Source organism: Lacrimispora xylanolytica, from assembly GCF_026723765.1.
Taxonomy (GTDB): Bacteria; Bacillota; Clostridia; order Lachnospirales; family Lachnospiraceae; genus Lacrimispora; species Lacrimispora xylanolytica.
Map to the genome: position 1 here is coordinate 718,266 of NZ_CP113524.1, position 16,177 is coordinate 734,442.

Here is a 16,177-nt window from a genome sequence, read left to right on the forward strand (position 1 = left end):
ACAATGTTAGTAGTCAAGAAGTTTGGCGGCAGCTCCGTCGCAGACAAGGAAAGAATTTTTAATGTAGCAAAGCGTTGTATTGAGGAGTATGAAAAAGGCAATCAGGTAGTGGTCGTATTATCTGCTATGGGTAAGACAACAGACGGACTCATTGCCAAGGCTCTTGAGATAAATCCAAATCCTCCAAAGAGAGAGCTGGATATGCTTCTAGCAACTGGAGAGCAGGTAAGCGTAGCCCTTATGTCCATGGCCTTTCATGAACTTGGCGTGCCTGCTGTTTCACTAAATGCAGCCCAGGTGGCCATGCATACCACCTCCGCTTATGGCACAGCCAAATTAAAGAAGATTGATACAGAAAGAATTTTCCATGAACTGGATTCCAGAAAGATCGTAGTCATCACCGGTTTTCAGGGTGTCAATAAATACGATGACTTAACAACCCTTGGCAGAGGCGGCTCCGATACGACAGCCGTTGCTTTGGCAGCAGCCCTTCATGCAGATGCCTGTGAAATATACACGGACGTGGATGGTGTATACACAGCAGACCCAAGAATCGTGGAAAACGCCAGAAAGCTTCCCGAAGTTTCCTATGACGAAATGCTGGAATTTGCCTCCCTGGGAGCAAAGGTTCTCCATAATCGTTCCGTGGAGATGGCAAAGAGGTATGGAGTACAGTTAGTTGTAAGATCAAGTCTCACAAGGGAAGAAGGTACGGTTGTCAAGGAGGAAGCAAAAATGGAAAGAATGCTGGTTAGCGGAGTTGCCGCAGATAAGAACGTTGCCCGTATATCGGTCATCGGAGTGAAAAATATGCCGGGAATTGCATTTCGGATTTTTAATCTCCTGGCAAAGCATAATATAAACGTTGACATAATCATTCAGTCCATCGGACGGGAAGAGAGAAAAGACATTTCCTTTACCGTAGCAAAGACAGACTTAAAAGAAACCATGGATCTCTTAAGAGAGAACATGACTACCATTACGGCTCAGGATGTGACCAGTGAGGAAGGCGTAGCGAAGATATCCATCATCGGTGCCGGAATGTCAAGCAATCCCGGAGTAGCAGCCAAGATGTTTGAAGCACTTTCGAGTGCCAATGTAAATATTAAGATGATTGCAACTTCTGAGATTCGGATAACCGTTCTGATTGATGAAGCAGACGTGGAGCGTTCCATGAGAACGGTTCATGATGCCTTTGATCTGGCAGATTAAACAGGTGATACAATGAATTGGTTGAAACAAATATTAAAATTTGGACCTCCCTGCCTGTTCCAATCCCTCACCGGACTTTACTGTCCGGGCTGCGGTGGAACAAGGGCGGTCCTGTCCTTATTAAGCGGGGACCTGCGGATGAGCTTTCAATATCACCCGCTGGTCCTTTATACCGTTTTTGTGATTCTTTTAGAGGTCATTCTTCGAAAAATCTCCCAAAAAAACAGCCGCCCCATGGATCATAAGAAACGAGTTCGATTCTTTATTCTCACAGGGGCCGCCATCGTGGTGGTAAACTGGATTTTTAAAAATTATATGCTGGTCTTTCAGGGCGTGGATTTACTTCCCATCTTTTAATAAGATCATTGCCCGGCACCACGACTTGGGATAAGCACCTGGGTAGTGGTTTCAATGGTTTCCCTGAAATAACGGCCAAGAGCCGTGTTGGTATCCATGGTATCGTAAACAAAGATAATGAATATAGACATCAGCAGACCGCAGACAAGAGAAATAACAGAAAGAATCAGACCAAGCTGAGCCTGTTGGGTAAATGGTTTTCCATGTCTGGAAAGTACTGCGCATGCGATACCGCCCAGCCCGAAAAACAGTCCGGCCGGAAGATTCCAGATGCTGAATAAAGGAAGGCAGCCGCTTACCAGTCCAAGACCTCCCAGGAACACAGACCAATAGCTCATAAAGGATCCGGAAGGAGGAAGCTGGGGCACTTTCCCGTAATTTTTGTTGTTATCATCCATTTGTGTTTGTACCTCATTTGCGTGTTTTCGTAAGCAAGGATTGCGTTCTCTCGCACTGTTTGATTGTATCACGAAACGGTTGGCATGTCCAGTCGGGTCTTGCAAACCAAAGTCTGATGAACTATAATAATAAAAATTGAAAGAACTATTTAAAACTAAGGGGAACAGCATGGATATAATCAAAGCGTTACATGAAGAACTGGCTATTTCCAGGAGTCAGGCAGAAGCAGCGGTAAAGCTCATCGATGAGGGAAATACCATACCCTTTATTGCCAGATACCGAAAAGAAGCAACCGGATCCTTAAACGATGAGGTGCTGAGAGATTTAGACGAACGCCTCCGTTATTTAAGAAACTTAGAAGAACGTAAGGAACAGGTCATCTCATCCATCCGGGATCAGGAAAAACTGACTAAAGAGCTGGAACAGAAGATTACAGAGGCAAAGACTCTGGTAGCTGTGGAAGATCTATACCGTCCATATAAACCAAAAAGAAGAACCAGGGCAACCATTGCTAAGGAAAAGGGCTTAGAGCCTCTGGCCGATATCCTCATGCTTCAGATGACAAAGACCCCTTTGGAACAAGAGGCACAAGCTTACATATCAGAGGAAAAGGGAGTGCTTTCCTGGGAAGAAGCCGTAAACGGAGCAAAAGACATTTTGGCGGAGCGGATTTCTGACAATGCAGAATACCGTACCTATATCAGAAATGCCACCTTAAGCCAGGGAAGCCTGCAGTCAGCCGCAAAAGATGAAGAGGCACCTTCTGTTTATGAGATGTATTATAACTATGAAGAGCCAATTAAAAAATCAGCCGGCCACAGAATCCTTGCCATTAACCGGGGAGAAAAAGAAAAGCTTCTTACTGTAAAAGCAGCCGCTCCAGTAGATCAGATTCTCAGATACTTAGAAAAACAGGTCATCATAAGGGACAACCCCTATACCACTCCTGTTCTTAAAGAAGTGGTGAGTGACAGCTACGACCGTCTCATAGCTCCTGCCATTGAGCGTGAGGTGAGAAGTGAACTGACGGAAAAAGCAGAAGATGGAGCCATCAAGGTATTCGGAAAAAATTTAGAACAGCTTCTCATGCAGCCTCCCATTGTAGGCCGGGTAGTCCTTGGCTGGGACCCTGCATTCCGGACTGGCTGCAAGCTTGCAGTGGTTGATGAGACCGGTAAAGTCTTAGATACCGTAGTCATCTATCCCACGGCTCCTCAGAATAAAGTAGAGGAAGCCAAAGCAGTCGTTAAAAAGCTGATCAAGAAATATAACATCTCCCTGATTTCCGTAGGCAATGGAACTGCTTCCCGGGAATCAGAAGCTATCATCGTAGAACTTTTAAAAGAGATACCGGAACAGGTCCAGTATATCATTGTGAATGAAGCAGGCGCTTCTGTGTATTCAGCCAGCAAGCTTGCCACAGAGGAATTTCCAAACTTTGATGTGGGACAAAGAAGTGCAGCTTCCATTGCCAGAAGACTACAGGACCCCCTTGCCGAGCTGGTAAAAATCGATCCAAAGTCCATTGGAGTAGGCCAGTACCAGCATGATATGAACCAGAAGAATTTAAGCGAAGCCCTTCAGGGCGTGGTGGAAGACTGTGTAAATAAGGTGGGCGTTGATTTAAATACCGCCTCAGCCTCTCTATTAGAATACATCTCAGGTATCTCAAAACCCATTGCAAAGAACATCGTGGCATACCGGGAGGAGAACGGAGCATTCTTAAGCAGAAGCCAGCTTCTTAAAGTGGCAAAGCTTGGACCTAAGGCTTACGAGCAGTGTGCAGGCTTTATGAGAATTCAGGGAGGCAAAAATCCTCTCGATGGAACCAGTGTCCATCCGGAATCCTATGAAGCAGCCAGGAAGCTCCTGTCAAAGCTTGGCTATGACCAAAAGCAGCTTACAAACGGCGGACTGAGTGGACTGAGCAAAAAGATACTGGATTATAAGGCCATGGCAGAGGAACTTCAGATTGGTGAAATTACCTTAAGAGATATTGTAAAGGAGCTGGAGAAACCGGCCAGGGATCCAAGAGATGAGATGCCAAAGCCCATTTTACGGACGGATGTCATGGAAATGAAGGATTTAAAGCCTGGAATGGTCTTAAAAGGAACTGTGAGAAATGTCATTGATTTCGGAGCATTTGTAGACATCGGAGTCCATCAGGACGGCCTTGTCCATATTTCCCAGATGTCTGACAAGTTCATTAAGCATCCCTTAGAGGCCGTCAGCGTAGGAGATATTGTTGAAGTTAAGGTAATCAGCGTGGAAACAGAGAAGAAGCGTATCGCTCTTACCATGAAATTATAAGAGAGAAACATGTGGGAATCACACGGGGAGGAGAAAGCCTTGGATCAGGATCATTCCATCAGGATCAACATTACAATGACCGTGAGGGAACTTTGGCAGTATTATATGCGGCTTATGTTTCGCGGAGTGTATAAGATTTATTATCCAATTACAATTTTTGCAGGTATTTATGTCATCGTAGATACCTGGAAGGAAATATCTCCTCTTTACCGGGGACTTATGATAGCAGGGTTTGTGGTTATCGTGTTATACAAGCCCCTTTATACTTACTGGAGAGCGTGCAGAGAGGTTCGGTGGTCAAACAACCAGGGTTCTCTGATGATATCCCTGGGAGAGGAAGGAATTGAGGCAGTCCACGGAGAGAATGTATCATTTGTTCCCTGGTCAAAAATTGAGGAGGCAGAGCAGGTCGGTACGATTCTGGTTCTGCAGACCATCGACGACTTTAACTTTCTGATCCCGGATTCCTCTGCCGGATTTCATAAACCGCGATTAGAAGCAATGTTAATTAATAAAATGCCTCAAAAGAGGCGAAAGAGGATATAGATTATGGTAATAGAAAGCTGGAAGCCGGAAGATACATTTTTACTTGGAAAGAAGCTTGGGGAGCAGGCAGCTGCCTCCTCCGTATACTGCTTAAATGGAGACCTTGGGGTGGGAAAGACTGTTTTTACTCAGGGCTTTGCCTCCGGTCTTGGAATCAAAGAAGCGGTAAACAGCCCCACCTTTACAATTGTTCAGCAATACGATGACGGACGCCTTCCATTTTATCACTTTGATGTGTACCGGATTGGAGACGTAAGTGAGATGGATGAGATCGGTTATGAAGACTGCTTTTACGGAGACGGCGTGAGCCTGATTGAATGGTCTGAGCTGATCGAGGAGATTCTCCCTGAAACAATCATATCCATTACCATAGAAAAGGATCTGGAAAAAGGATTTGATTATCGAAAAATAACCGTGGAGGGAATGTAAATGAACATACTTGGAATCGAAAGCTCGTCCCTGGTCGCTTCTGTGGCCATTGTAACCGACCAGGTGGTAACTGCGGAATATACTGTTAACTTTAAAAAGACCCATTCCCAGACCCTTCTGCCCATGCTCGATGAAGTGGTAAAGATGACAGGCTTTGATTTAGAAACCATTGATGCCATAGCTGTATCTGCAGGCCCTGGCTCCTTTACCGGACTCAGGATCGGCTCCGCAACGGGAAAAGGTTTAGGCCTTGCCCTTGATAAGCCAATGGTCTCAGTCCCGACTATAGATGCCATGGCCTACAATCTATACGGCTGTGCCTCCATCGTCTGTCCCATCATGGATGCCAGAAGAGACCAGGTGTATACCGGAATCTACGAGAACAAAAACGGATTTTCCATTCGAAAAGAATCCTGCGCCATGGATATCCGCGATCTGATCCAGGAACTAAATGAATTGGGAGAAGCCGTCATATTCCTGGGAGACGGAGTACCTGTATACAAAAAACAGATTGAAGAGGCCATGACAGTTCCATTCTCCTTTGCCCCAGCTCACGTAAGCAGACAGAGAGGCGCTTCCGTAGCTGCCCTTGGAAGCCTTTATTTCGAAGAAGGCAACATCGTTACTGCAGCGGAACATGCCCCTGATTATTTGAGAAAGCCTCAGGCAGAGCGGGAACGAGAGGAGCAGGAGGCAAAGGGAAATGTTCTTAATTCGTAAAATGACAGAGGAAGATGTCCAGTCTGTTTCTGAAATAGAAAGCGTCTGTTTTTCTGATCCATGGTCTTTCGATACCATAAAAGAAGGGCAGAAAAACCGGTTCGATACCTGGCTGGTTCTTTTAGAAGGAGATACGGTAATCGGATTTCTAATCCTCCGTATTATCGCCTTTGAAGGGGAGCTTCTTCGAATTGCCCTGCGCCCGGAATACAGGGGGAGGGGCCTTGCTAAGAAACTTATGGACCAGTTGGTGGAATATTCCATTCATAATTCCGTAAAGTCTTTGTTTCTGGAAGTAAGAAATAGCAACGAAACAGCAAGAAACCTATATAGTTCCTATGGTTTTATTGAGACCGGAATTCGTAAAAATTATTACAAGAATCCACAGGAAGATGCAGTGGTCATGTGCCGCGATTTGACATGAAACATTTACCACTAAAAATAAGGGAAAACACCGTTTATAATGTAGGGGTATCCAGTTAGGATGCCCTTTTTTCCACCTTCCGATTAAGCGGTGACAAATGAGGGCAGACATGGAAAGAGTGAAAAAGGAACGCCTTGCAGGCATACCATTATGCTCAAAAATGAAAAGCATTGGCGGTAAAAGGAAAGGTGAGAGTAAGATGAGAAAGTACAAAAACGGCGGTCAGCTTGAAACGGTTGTTTGCAACTGTTGTGGCAAAAAGATTATTGTGTCAGAAGGCGTTGCCAGAGAAGGAGTTATCAGCATCAATCATTCCTGGGACTTCTTTTCAGAGAAAGATGGGGAGATCCATCATTTTGATTTATGTGAAAATTGCTACGATGCGATTACCATGGAATTTAAAGTACCAGTAGAAATAGAAGATCAGCTGGAATATTTATAGTTGCTAATTGCCTTCGCTTTGTGATATGATTTTATGAGGCGGTTTTTTGACCGCCATTCATTGATAGAAGCAAAAGCGAGGAAATTTTATGTTGGATATATGTTTGCTGGGGACCGGAGGCATGATGCCTCTGCCATATCGTTGGCTGACAGCCATGATGGCAAGGTGTGATGGCAGCAATCTTTTGATTGACTGCGGAGAAGGAACCCAGATTGCACTGAAGGAAAAAGGCTGGAGCCCCAAGCCCATAGATATTATCTGCTTTACCCATTACCACGCCGATCATATCAGCGGACTTCCGGGACTTCTTTTAACCATGGGAAATGCCGAACGGACGGAACCCCTTACCCTCATTGGGCCAAAAGGCCTGGAGCGGGTCGTGGGAGCACTGCGCATCATAGCGCCGGAACTTCCGTTTGAACTGAAATTCATAGAACTGTCAGAAAACCGGGAGCAGATAACCATCGCTCCTTATGTAATAGATGCTTACCGGGTGAATCACAATGTGATTTGCTACGGATATTCTATTTCCATTCCCAGGACAGGCCGCTTTGATGTGGACCGTGCCAGGGAAGCCGAAATTCCTCAGAAATTCTGGAGCCGTCTTCAAAAGGGGGAAACAATTGATGACGGAGAGAGAGTTCTCACACCTGATATGGTTTTAGGACCGGACAGGCGTGGACTTAAAGTGACCTACTGTACGGATACAAGGCCGGTTCCTGTCATTGCGGAGTACGCAAAGGAGGCGGATCTTTTTATCTGCGAAGGCATGTACGGAGAGGATGGAAAAGAAACAAAGGCCAGAGAATATAAGCATATGACATTTTATGAAGCAGCGAAACTGGCAAAAGAAGCCCAGCCTAAAGAGATGTGGCTGACTCATTACAGTCCCTCCCTAACAAGACCAGAGGAATATATGGACAAAGTCCGGGAAATCTTTCCAAGAGCCAAAGCGGCAAAAGATGCCTGGACCGCAGAGCTGGAATTTGACGAGGAATGAGGGAATGGAAATGAAGAAAAATCATATAGAGGAAGATGTATATATACTGGCGATTGAAAGCTCCTGTGACGAGACGGCAGCAGCCGTAGTAAAGAATGGCAGAGAGGTTCTTTCCAATGTGATTTCCTCCCAGATCGCCCTGCATACATTATACGGCGGAGTCGTGCCGGAAATTGCCTCCAGAAAGCATATAGAAAAAATCAATCAGGTCATTGAAGCAGCCCTTTTTGAAGCAGGGAAATCTCTTAAGGATATGGATGCCATTGGGGTCACCTATGGTCCTGGTCTTGTTGGAGCCCTCTTAGTTGGAGTTGCCGAAGCAAAAGCCCTTGCCTACGGAGCGAAAAAGCCCCTGGTAGGGGTCCATCATATTGAAGGGCATATATCAGCCAATTTTATAGAACATCCCGATTTGGAACCTCCATTTCTCTGTCTCATTGTATCCGGAGGTCATACCCATCTTGTGATTGTAAAAGATTACGGTGAATTTGAGATTCTGGGACGTACCAGAGACGATGCGGCAGGTGAAGCCTTTGATAAGGTGGCAAGAGCCGTAGGACTTGGCTATCCCGGAGGTCCAAAGATTGACAAGGCCGCAAAGGAAGGAAATCCACATGCCATAAAATTCCCAAGAGCAAAGGTTGAGGGAAATATTTATGATTTCAGCTTCAGCGGATTAAAGTCAGCCGTATTAAACCATATCAACCATGCCAATATGATGGGAGAAACCATTCACGTTCCTGACCTGGCAGCTTCCTTTCAAAATGCCGTAGTCGATGTGCTGGTAAGCCATACCATGGAAGCAGCCAAAGAATACGGTTTCACTAAGATTGCCATAGCAGGTGGAGTAGCATCGAACACTGCACTGCGGGAAGGAATGAAAAAAGCCTGTGACAAAGCCGGCTATTCCTTTTATTATCCGTCCCCTGTCTACTGTACGGACAATGCAGCCATGATCGGTACCGCAGCCTACTATGAATACATCAATGGAGCAAGGGCCGGCTGGGATCTTAATGCAGTGCCCAATCTAAAGCTTGGTGAGAGGTAAAAACCCATGGGAAAAACAGCCGCTGTCATACTGGCAGCAGGAAAAGGGACTCGTATGGGCGGTCACGTTCATAAACAGTATTTAGAACTACAGGGAAAGCCCCTGCTTTACTATGCCATAAACGCCTTTGAGTCAAGTTCCATCGATGATATTATCCTGGTAACTGGTCCGGGCGAGACAGAATACTGTCAAAAGGAAATCGTAGAACGGTACGGCTTTACTAAAGTAAGAAGTATTACAGAAGGCGGAAAAGAGCGGTACCACTCCGTCTATGAAGGCCTAAAATCAGTACCTGACTGTGAATATGTTCTGGTCCATGACGGTGCAAGACCGTGTATCACTCTGGAAGTGATAGAGCGCGCGCTGGAAGGTGCCAGAGCTTACCACGCCTGCACCGTAGGAATGCCGGTAAAGGATACCATAAAGGTCGCTGACGACAATGGGTATGCGAAAAGAACGCCAGACCGAAGCAGCCTGTGGCTGATTCAGACTCCTCAGGCTTTTAAGTATGAGCTGGTATTAAAGGCATATGAAAAACTTCTTTCATCGGAATCTTATCAAACAGGAATTACAGATGATGCCATGGTTGTTGAGACCATGACCCGGGAAAAGGTGAAATTAATACGTGGCGATTACGCCAATATAAAGGTAACAACACCGGAGGACATGGAAGTAGCCGGAGTGCTGTTAAACAGAATCTATGGGAGAAAATAAAAGGAATGCTGTAGGTGCAGCGTCCTTTTATTTTTTTCCCCCTGATTTTAAAAGATCCTTCACGATCAGGTGAAGATGGTCAAGCTGCTCTCTGTTTAAATGCTGGGCATCGTCCATCAGTTCCTTTAATTTCAAGGGACTGGTGACATTTCGGGAAAAAAAATCGGCAGGTTCAATATCCAGATACTCGCAAATATAGAAAAAGCCCATCATGGATGGAAGAGCGATCCCGTTTTCTATTTTATGAATGTATGTGGGGTTTTGTCCCAGGGAAAGACTCATATCGCGTGCAGACACACCCTTTTGACCTCTCAGCTCTGAGAGGCGTTTGGAAAAATTGAAATCGATATACATGGGTAACTCCTCCTGTTTCCATAGTATTGCATTGAATGAAATATGTGTAGTAATTAATGCAATCCATCACTTGACATGTTGCATTCGTTACAATATTATTAGCTATATAAAGTATTTAATGTAAAACCGTGTAGAAATATGTCATATACGTATTATTATTTTCAGATTACATGGCTATACGATAGTATCATCTGATGCAGCAGATGAAAAGAAGGGGAGAAGGTACGGTAGATGAGGACTGGGAACAACAGGGAAAAGAACGACCGAGATGACAGAGCTGGGCTTTTAGAAAGGATTGCTGCAGAATCCGGCTGCATGTATTTATCGGACCTGCGTGGGTTTATCTATAGAGAACGCTTCCGCATAGCTGTGACCCAAATACCAGCTTCCGATTATCCAGTAGAGGAGTGGCAAGATGCAGCTTACTATATGGTAGGAAGTGAAGAAAGATTCAAGACAGCAGAGGAAGCAAAACAACGTATTTTGGGGAGTTTATAAGGGTTTTAAAATAATTTGAAAAATATGTAAAAAAATGTTGACAGAATACGGAAACAATGATAAACTATCCAAGTTGCTTCTGATGGAGACAACAAAACAGAAACAAAAGAGAAACATTGAGTCTCCAAGAGATTTGGAAAAAATAGAAAATAGTGCTTGACAAAAGTACAAACTTCTATTAAAATGTAAAAGCGCATTTGGAGAGGTATCGAAGTGGTCATAACGAGGCGGTCTTGAAAACCGTTTGTCCGCAAGGGCGCGTGGGTTCGAATCCCACCCTCTCCGTTGGCAGGTTTTAGCCGTTATAAGATATAAGAAATCAGCTAATTGCAGAAGTACCCAAGCGGCTGAAGGGGCTCCCCTGGAAAGGGAGTAGGCCGTTAGTAGCGGCGCGAGGGTTCAAATCCCTCCTTCTGCGTCAGCAACGGATCAGGACAAACCTCCTGAGAAGATGCGAAGCACTTTGAAAACAGAAGATTGAACAGTATGTAAAACCCTGAAAATTCTAATAATAAGCTGCGTTTGAGCAGCTTTGAATGAGAAATTCAGAACGAATACAAGAAATTGTATACGAACCAAACAACAAGTAAAACGGGAAATAAATTAGCTAGTAGTTGATTTTGACCGTGGATTGAACATTTAATTTGAGAGTTCGATCCTGGCTCAGGATGAACGCTGGCGGCGTGCTTAACACATGCAAGTCGAGCGAAGCGATTTTAAGGAAGTTTTCGGATGGAATTAAAATTGACTTAGCGGCGGACGGGTGAGTAACGCGTGGGTAACCTGCCTCATACAGGGGGATAACAGTTAGAAATGACTGCTAATACCGCATAAGCGCACAGTGCTGCATAGTACAGTGTGAAAAACTCCGGTGGTATGAGATGGACCCGCGTCTGATTAGGTAGTTGGTGAGGTAACGGCCCACCAAGCCGACGATCAGTAGCCGACCTGAGAGGGTGACCGGCCACATTGGGACTGAGACACGGCCCAAACTCCTACGGGAGGCAGCAGTGGGGAATATTGGACAATGGGGGAAACCCTGATCCAGCGACGCCGCGTGAGTGAAGAAGTATTTCGGTATGTAAAGCTCTATCAGCAGGGAAGAAAATGACGGTACCTGACTAAGAAGCCCCGGCTAACTACGTGCCAGCAGCCGCGGTAATACGTAGGGGGCAAGCGTTATCCGGATTTACTGGGTGTAAAGGGAGCGTAGACGGCTCTGCAAGTCTGGAGTGAAAGCCCGGGGCTCAACCCCGGGACTGCTTTGGAAACTGTGGAGCTAGAGTGCAGGAGAGGTAAGTGGAATTCCTAGTGTAGCGGTGAAATGCGTAGATATTAGGAGGAACACCAGTGGCGAAGGCGGCTTACTGGACTGTAACTGACGTTGAGGCTCGAAAGCGTGGGGAGCAAACAGGATTAGATACCCTGGTAGTCCACGCCGTAAACGATGAATACTAGGTGTTGGGGAGCAAAGCTCTTCGGTGCCGCCGCTAACGCAATAAGTATTCCACCTGGGGAGTACGTTCGCAAGAATGAAACTCAAAGGAATTGACGGGGACCCGCACAAGCGGTGGAGCATGTGGTTTAATTCGAAGCAACGCGAAGAACCTTACCAAGTCTTGACATCGGAATGACCGTCTCGTAACGGAGACCTCCCTTCGGGGCATTCCAGACAGGTGGTGCATGGTTGTCGTCAGCTCGTGTCGTGAGATGTTGGGTTAAGTCCCGCAACGAGCGCAACCCTTATCCTTAGTAGCCAGCAGTTCGGCTGGGCACTCTGGGGAGACTGCCAGGGATAACCTGGAGGAAGGTGGGGATGACGTCAAATCATCATGCCCCTTATGATTTGGGCTACACACGTGCTACAATGGCGTAAACAAAGGGAAGCAAAGGAGCGATCTGGAGCAAATCCCAAAAATAACGTCTCAGTTCGGATTGTAGTCTGCAACTCGACTACATGAAGCTGGAATCGCTAGTAATCGCAGATCAGAATGCTGCGGTGAATACGTTCCCGGGTCTTGTACACACCGCCCGTCACACCATGGGAGTTGGTAACGCCCGAAGTCAGTGACCCAACCGTAAGGAGGGAGCTGCCGAAGGCGGGACTGATAACTGGGGTGAAGTCGTAACAAGGTAGCCGTATCGGAAGGTGCGGCTGGATCACCTCCTTTCTAAGGAAGAAGAAGTAAGGGTTTTATATACTGTTGAGTCTTAAGTTTTCAAAGAATTAATTGAATAAGGAAACACCAAGAGACAAAATGTTTCTGGTGCCGATGCGCTTAGGGGAAACACCCGTTCCCATCTCGAACACGATGGTTAAGACTTAAGCGGCCGATGGTACTATGCTGGAAACGGCATGGGAGAGCAGGTGGGTGCCAGATTATTTATGGGGGTGTAGCTCAGTTGGGAGAGCACCTGCCTTGCAAGCAGGGGGTCAAGAGTTCGAATCTCTCCATCTCCATTCGGTGTTGTTACGAAGCAGGCACTTCGAAAAGCTAACGCTTTTCTCAGTCACGGCGTTCCACGCCTATACAATCACATACAAAACTCCTTAGGAAAGCAAGCTTTCCACACAGTTTTCCATATGATTGTGCACGCTTCTGATTGCATCGCGCATGTACCTTGAAAACCACATATTGAAATATATCTAGATAGAGTCTTCGAAAGAAGACGACATCAAGACATCCGAGGTGTTACATCGAAAGATGTAACCGAATAAAAACTCGTTCAAGTATCGTGACGTACGATATGAGAACAAACCTAAGACCAGAGATACAACGCTATGTATCTTAGATTAGTAGCCCGCACCCGCAGGTGAACATCGAATTGGTTAAGCTAATAAGAGCGCAGGGTGGATGCCTTGGCACTAAGAGCCGATGAAAGACGTGATAAGCTGCGAAAAGCTTCGGGGAGGAGCAAATATCCTTTGATCCGGAGATATCTGAATGGGGAAACCCAACTGAGCAAACCTCAGTTGTCGTATGGTGAATTCATAGCCATACGTCGGGAACCCGGGGAACTGAAACATCTAAGTACCCGGAGGAAAAGAAAGAAAACTCGATTTCCAAAGTAGCGGCGAGCGAAATGGAAGGAGCCTAAACCAGCGTGCGTGCATGCTGGGGTTACGGACTGCAATAAGTGAGACGATTTGTTACCAGAACGGTCCTGGAAAGACCGGCCATAGAAAGTGAAAGCCTTGTATGGGAAAACAATAGTCAGCGAGCAGGATCCAAAGTACCACGAGACACGAGAAACCTTGTGGGAATTCGGGGGGACCACCCCCCAAGGCTAAATACTACTTAGTGACCGATAGCGCATAGTACTGTGAAGGAAAGGTGAAAAGGACCCCGGGAGGGGAGTGAAAAAGAACCTGAAACCCTGTGTTTACAAGCTGTGGAACCACGTTTAAAGTGGAACCGCGTACTTTTTGTAGAACGGTCCGGCGAGTTACCGTTACTGGCAAGGTTAAGCACTTAAGGTGTGGAGCCGAAGGGAAACCAAGTCTTAATAGGGCGAATGAGTCAGTAAAGGTAGACCCGAAACCGGGTGATCTACCCATGTCCAGGTTGAAGCTGCCGTAAAAGGCGGTGGAGGACCGAACGCACATCCGTTGAAAAGGGTGGCGATGAGGTGTGGGTAGGGGAGAAATTCCAATCGAACCCGGAGATAGCTGGTTCTCCTCGAAATAGCTTTAGGGCTAGCCTCGTATTAGTCTGCCGGAGGTAGAGCACTGAATTTCCTAGGGGGCGTCAAAGCTTACCAAAGAATATCAAACTCCGAATGCCGGTCAGATGATGTACGGGAGTCAGACTGCACGAGATAAGTTGGGCAGTCAAAAGGGAAAGAGCCCAGACCACCAGCTAAGGTCCCAAAGTGCGTGTTAAGTGGAAAAGGATGTGAGATTTCAGAGACAACTAGGATGTTGGCTTAGAAGCAGCCACACATTCAAAGAGTGCGTAATAGCTCACTAGTCGAGAGGTCTTGCGCCGAAAATGTCCGGGGCTAAAACACGACACCGAAGCTGTGGAATGTATCGTATGATACATTGGTAGAGGAGCATTCTTACCGCGCTGAAGCATTACCGTAAGGAGATGTGGAGTGTTAAGAAGAGAGAATGCCGGAATGAGTAGCGAGATGGAAGTGAGAATCTTCCAGGCCGAATATCTAAGGTTTCCAGAGTAAAGCTGATCTGCTCTGGGTAAGTCGGGGCCTAAGGCGAGGTCGAAAGACGTAGTCGATGGACAACAGGTTGAAATTCCTGTACCGCATATTATCAGAACTGTGGGGACACAGAACCGAGAGAGAACCCGGGAATGAAAAGACCGGGGCAAGCATTGGACTGGTTAAGTTGGCAAATCCGCTTAGCAACAGGAAGGTGTGACGCGTACCGAACAAAAGTAGGGAAGTCTCTGTAGGGGCTGTCAAGAAAAGCCGCTATTGTGTAATATGTGCCCGTACCGTAAACCGACACAGGTGGATGAGGAGAGAATCCTAAGGCCGGCGGGAGAAGCATTGTTAAGGAACTCGGCAAAATGACCCCGTAACTTCGGGATAAGGGGTGCCTGAGAAATCAGGCCGCAGAGAATAGGCTCAAGCAACTGTTTAGCAAAAACACAGGTCTATGCAAAACCGAAAGGTGAGGTATATGGGCTGACGCCTGCCCGGTGCTGGAAGGTTACGAGGAGGGGTTAGCGGCAACGCGAAGCTCTGAATTTAAGCCCCAGTAAACGGCGGCCGTAACTATAACGGTCCTAAGGTAGCGAAATTCCTTGTCGGGTAAGTTCCGACCCGCACGAAAGGCGTAATGATTTGAGCGCTGTCTCAACAATGCACCCGGTGAAATTGAAATACCAGTGAAGATGCTGGTTACCTGCGCCAGGACGGAAAGACCCCATGGAGCTTTACTCTAGTTTGATACTGGGATTCGGTATTGCATGTACAGGATAGGTGGGAGGCAGTGAATCAAGGACGCCAGTCTTTGAGGAGCCGATGTTGGGATACCACCCTTGCGATATTGGGTTTCTAACCTGCAGCCATTACCTGGCTGGGGGACAATGTCAGGCGGGGAGTTTGACTGGGGCGGTCGCCTCCGAAAGTGTATCGGAGGCGCTCAAAGGTTCCCTCAGAATGGACGGAAACCATTCGAAGAGTGCAAAGGCATAAGGGAGCTTGACTGCGAGACCGACGGGTCGAGCAGGTAGGAAACTAGGACTTAGTGATCCGGTGGTATAAAGTGGGATTGCCATCGCTCAACGGATAAAAGCTACCCTGGGGATAACAGGCTTATCACTCCCAAGAGTTCACATCGACGGAGTGGTTTGGCACCTCGATGTCGGCTCATCGCATCCTGGGGCTGTAGTAGGTCCCAAGGGTTGGGCTGTTCGCCCATTAAAGCGGTACGCGAGCTGGGTTCAGAACGTCGTGAGACAGTTCGGTCCCTATCCGGCGTGGGCGTAGGATATTTGAGAGGAGCTGTCCTTAGTACGAGAGGACCGGGATGGACTGACCTCTGGTGTATCTGTTGGTGATCAACACCATGGCAGAGTAGCCAAGTCGGGAAGGGATAAACGCTGAAGGCATCTAAGCGTGAAGCCCCCCTCAAGATGAGATATCCCATCGCAAGAGTAAGACCCCTTGAAGACGACGAGGTAGATAGGGCAGAGGTGGAAGCATGGTAACATGTGTAGCTGACTGTCACTAATAGGTCGAGGGCTTAACCAGGTT

The 16,177-nt window shown here is 46.7% G+C and carries 14 protein-coding genes, 3 tRNA genes and 3 rRNA genes; 18 read left to right on the forward strand and 2 right to left on the reverse strand.

Translation table 11 applies throughout. The features are described 5' to 3' along the window. The first annotated feature begins 3 nt into the window (after positions 1 to 3). Positions 4 to 1,212 (forward strand): aspartate kinase, encoded by a 1,209-nt coding sequence (locus OW255_RS03405; protein ID WP_024837285.1) that lies wholly within the window; start codon positions 4 to 6, stop codon positions 1,210 to 1,212. Between the two features lie 12 nt (positions 1,213 to 1,224). Beyond that, positions 1,225 to 1,569, forward strand: a complete 345-nt coding sequence (locus OW255_RS03410; RefSeq protein WP_268115643.1) for a DUF2752 domain-containing protein — start codon at positions 1,225 to 1,227, stop codon at positions 1,567 to 1,569. Positions 1,570 to 1,574: 5 nt separating this feature from the next. Here the strand turns inward: OW255_RS03410 and OW255_RS03415 are convergent, their stop codons facing one another. Next, positions 1,575 to 1,967 carry a sodium:solute symporter gene (locus tag OW255_RS03415; RefSeq protein WP_024837283.1) on the reverse strand — a complete coding sequence of 131 codons (393 nt, stop codon included), beginning with the start codon at positions 1,965 to 1,967 and terminating at the stop codon, positions 1,575 to 1,577. Positions 1,968 to 2,136: 169 nt separating this feature from the next. Between OW255_RS03415 and OW255_RS03420 the strand changes: the two genes are divergently transcribed. The 9 genes from OW255_RS03420 (at position 2,137) to ispD (ending at position 9,601) form a co-directional block, all read left to right on the forward strand. After that, on the forward strand, positions 2,137 to 4,278 hold the full coding sequence (locus OW255_RS03420; RefSeq protein WP_268115644.1) for a Tex family protein: 2,142 nt from the start codon (positions 2,137 to 2,139) through the stop codon (positions 4,276 to 4,278). Between the two features lie 39 nt (positions 4,279 to 4,317). Further along, the gene (locus OW255_RS03425; protein WP_268115645.1) at positions 4,318 to 4,824 is read left to right on the forward strand and encodes a hypothetical protein; all 507 of its coding nucleotides are present in this window, start codon (positions 4,318 to 4,320) and stop codon (positions 4,822 to 4,824) included. A 3-nt stretch (positions 4,825 to 4,827) separates the two neighbouring features. Next, the gene (gene tsaE, locus OW255_RS03430) at positions 4,828 to 5,253 is read left to right on the forward strand and encodes a tRNA (adenosine(37)-N6)-threonylcarbamoyltransferase complex ATPase subunit type 1 TsaE (RefSeq protein ID WP_024837280.1); all 426 of its coding nucleotides are present in this window, start codon (positions 4,828 to 4,830) and stop codon (positions 5,251 to 5,253) included. Beyond that, positions 5,254 to 5,973, forward strand: a complete 720-nt coding sequence (gene tsaB, locus OW255_RS03435; RefSeq protein ID WP_268115646.1) for a tRNA (adenosine(37)-N6)-threonylcarbamoyltransferase complex dimerization subunit type 1 TsaB — start codon at positions 5,254 to 5,256, stop codon at positions 5,971 to 5,973. It begins immediately after the preceding gene. Next, positions 5,957 to 6,397 (forward strand): ribosomal protein S18-alanine N-acetyltransferase, encoded by a 441-nt coding sequence (gene rimI / locus OW255_RS03440; protein WP_024837278.1) that lies wholly within the window; start codon positions 5,957 to 5,959, stop codon positions 6,395 to 6,397. The genes tsaB and rimI overlap by 17 nt, the downstream gene beginning before the upstream one ends. Positions 6,398 to 6,596: 199 nt before the next feature. Beyond that, positions 6,597 to 6,839 carry a hypothetical protein gene (locus OW255_RS03445; RefSeq protein WP_024837277.1) on the forward strand — a complete coding sequence of 81 codons (243 nt, stop codon included), beginning with the start codon at positions 6,597 to 6,599 and terminating at the stop codon, positions 6,837 to 6,839. A gap of 88 nt (positions 6,840 to 6,927) precedes the next feature. After that, on the forward strand, positions 6,928 to 7,839 hold the full coding sequence (locus tag OW255_RS03450) for a ribonuclease Z (protein WP_268115647.1): 912 nt from the start codon (positions 6,928 to 6,930) through the stop codon (positions 7,837 to 7,839). Positions 7,840 to 7,849: 10 nt separating this feature from the next. Then, the gene (gene tsaD, locus OW255_RS03455) at positions 7,850 to 8,887 is read left to right on the forward strand and encodes a tRNA (adenosine(37)-N6)-threonylcarbamoyltransferase complex transferase subunit TsaD (RefSeq protein WP_268115648.1); all 1,038 of its coding nucleotides are present in this window, start codon (positions 7,850 to 7,852) and stop codon (positions 8,885 to 8,887) included. A 6-nt stretch (positions 8,888 to 8,893) separates the two neighbouring features. Continuing rightward, positions 8,894 to 9,601, forward strand: a complete 708-nt coding sequence (gene ispD / locus OW255_RS03460) for a 2-C-methyl-D-erythritol 4-phosphate cytidylyltransferase (RefSeq protein ID WP_268115649.1) — start codon at positions 8,894 to 8,896, stop codon at positions 9,599 to 9,601. A 27-nt stretch (positions 9,602 to 9,628) separates the two neighbouring features. Here ispD and OW255_RS03465 read toward each other — a convergent pair whose 3' ends face one another. After that, positions 9,629 to 9,955 carry a helix-turn-helix domain-containing protein gene (locus OW255_RS03465; RefSeq protein WP_268115650.1) on the reverse strand — a complete coding sequence of 109 codons (327 nt, stop codon included), beginning with the start codon at positions 9,953 to 9,955 and terminating at the stop codon, positions 9,629 to 9,631. Positions 9,956 to 10,186: 231 nt separating this feature from the next. Here OW255_RS03465 and OW255_RS03470 point away from each other — a divergent pair, with 231 nt between their 5' ends. From OW255_RS03470 to OW255_RS03500, 7 genes are all read left to right on the forward strand, one after another. After that, the gene (locus OW255_RS03470; protein WP_268115651.1) at positions 10,187 to 10,453 is read left to right on the forward strand and encodes a hypothetical protein; all 267 of its coding nucleotides are present in this window, start codon (positions 10,187 to 10,189) and stop codon (positions 10,451 to 10,453) included. A 199-nt stretch (positions 10,454 to 10,652) separates the two neighbouring features. Further along, positions 10,653 to 10,738 (forward strand) — tRNA-Ser (locus tag OW255_RS03475). Positions 10,739 to 10,782: 44 nt separating this feature from the next. Next, positions 10,783 to 10,871: transfer RNA gene (locus OW255_RS03480), tRNA-Ser, on the forward strand. Between the two features lie 222 nt (positions 10,872 to 11,093). Further along, positions 11,094 to 12,624 (forward strand): 16S ribosomal RNA (locus tag OW255_RS03485). Between the two features lie 92 nt (positions 12,625 to 12,716). Beyond that, positions 12,717 to 12,834 (forward strand): 5S ribosomal RNA (gene rrf, locus OW255_RS03490). Between the two features lie 7 nt (positions 12,835 to 12,841). Next, positions 12,842 to 12,914: transfer RNA gene (locus OW255_RS03495), tRNA-Ala, on the forward strand. Positions 12,915 to 13,281: 367 nt separating this feature from the next. Beyond that, positions 13,282 to 16,174, forward strand: a 23S ribosomal RNA gene (locus OW255_RS03500). The 16S, 23S and 5S rRNA genes sit together here with 3 tRNA genes alongside, the layout of an rRNA operon. Positions 16,175 to 16,177 lie beyond the last annotated feature (3 nt).

Coding starts and splice junctions, on each gene's coding strand:
- OW255_RS03405 (WP_024837285.1), top strand. CDS start 4: ATGTTAGTAGTCAAGAAGTTTGGCGGCAGCTCCGTCGCAGACAAGGAA.
- OW255_RS03410 (WP_268115643.1), top strand. CDS start 1,225: ATGAATTGGTTGAAACAAATATTAAAATTTGGACCTCCCTGCCTGTTC.
- OW255_RS03415 (WP_024837283.1), bottom strand. CDS start 1,967: ATGGATGATAACAACAAAAATTACGGGAAAGTGCCCCAGCTTCCTCCT.
- OW255_RS03420 (WP_268115644.1), top strand. CDS start 2,137: ATGGATATAATCAAAGCGTTACATGAAGAACTGGCTATTTCCAGGAGT.
- tsaE (WP_024837280.1), top strand. CDS start 4,828: ATGGTAATAGAAAGCTGGAAGCCGGAAGATACATTTTTACTTGGAAAG.
- tsaB (WP_268115646.1), top strand. CDS start 5,254: ATGAACATACTTGGAATCGAAAGCTCGTCCCTGGTCGCTTCTGTGGCC.
- rimI (WP_024837278.1), top strand. CDS start 5,957: ATGTTCTTAATTCGTAAAATGACAGAGGAAGATGTCCAGTCTGTTTCT.
- OW255_RS03445 (WP_024837277.1), top strand. CDS start 6,597: ATGAGAAAGTACAAAAACGGCGGTCAGCTTGAAACGGTTGTTTGCAAC.
- OW255_RS03450 (WP_268115647.1), top strand. CDS start 6,928: ATGTTGGATATATGTTTGCTGGGGACCGGAGGCATGATGCCTCTGCCA.
- tsaD (WP_268115648.1), top strand. CDS start 7,850: ATGAAGAAAAATCATATAGAGGAAGATGTATATATACTGGCGATTGAA.
- ispD (WP_268115649.1), top strand. CDS start 8,894: ATGGGAAAAACAGCCGCTGTCATACTGGCAGCAGGAAAAGGGACTCGT.
- OW255_RS03465 (WP_268115650.1), bottom strand. CDS start 9,955: ATGTATATCGATTTCAATTTTTCCAAACGCCTCTCAGAGCTGAGAGGT.
- OW255_RS03470 (WP_268115651.1), top strand. CDS start 10,187: ATGAGGACTGGGAACAACAGGGAAAAGAACGACCGAGATGACAGAGCT.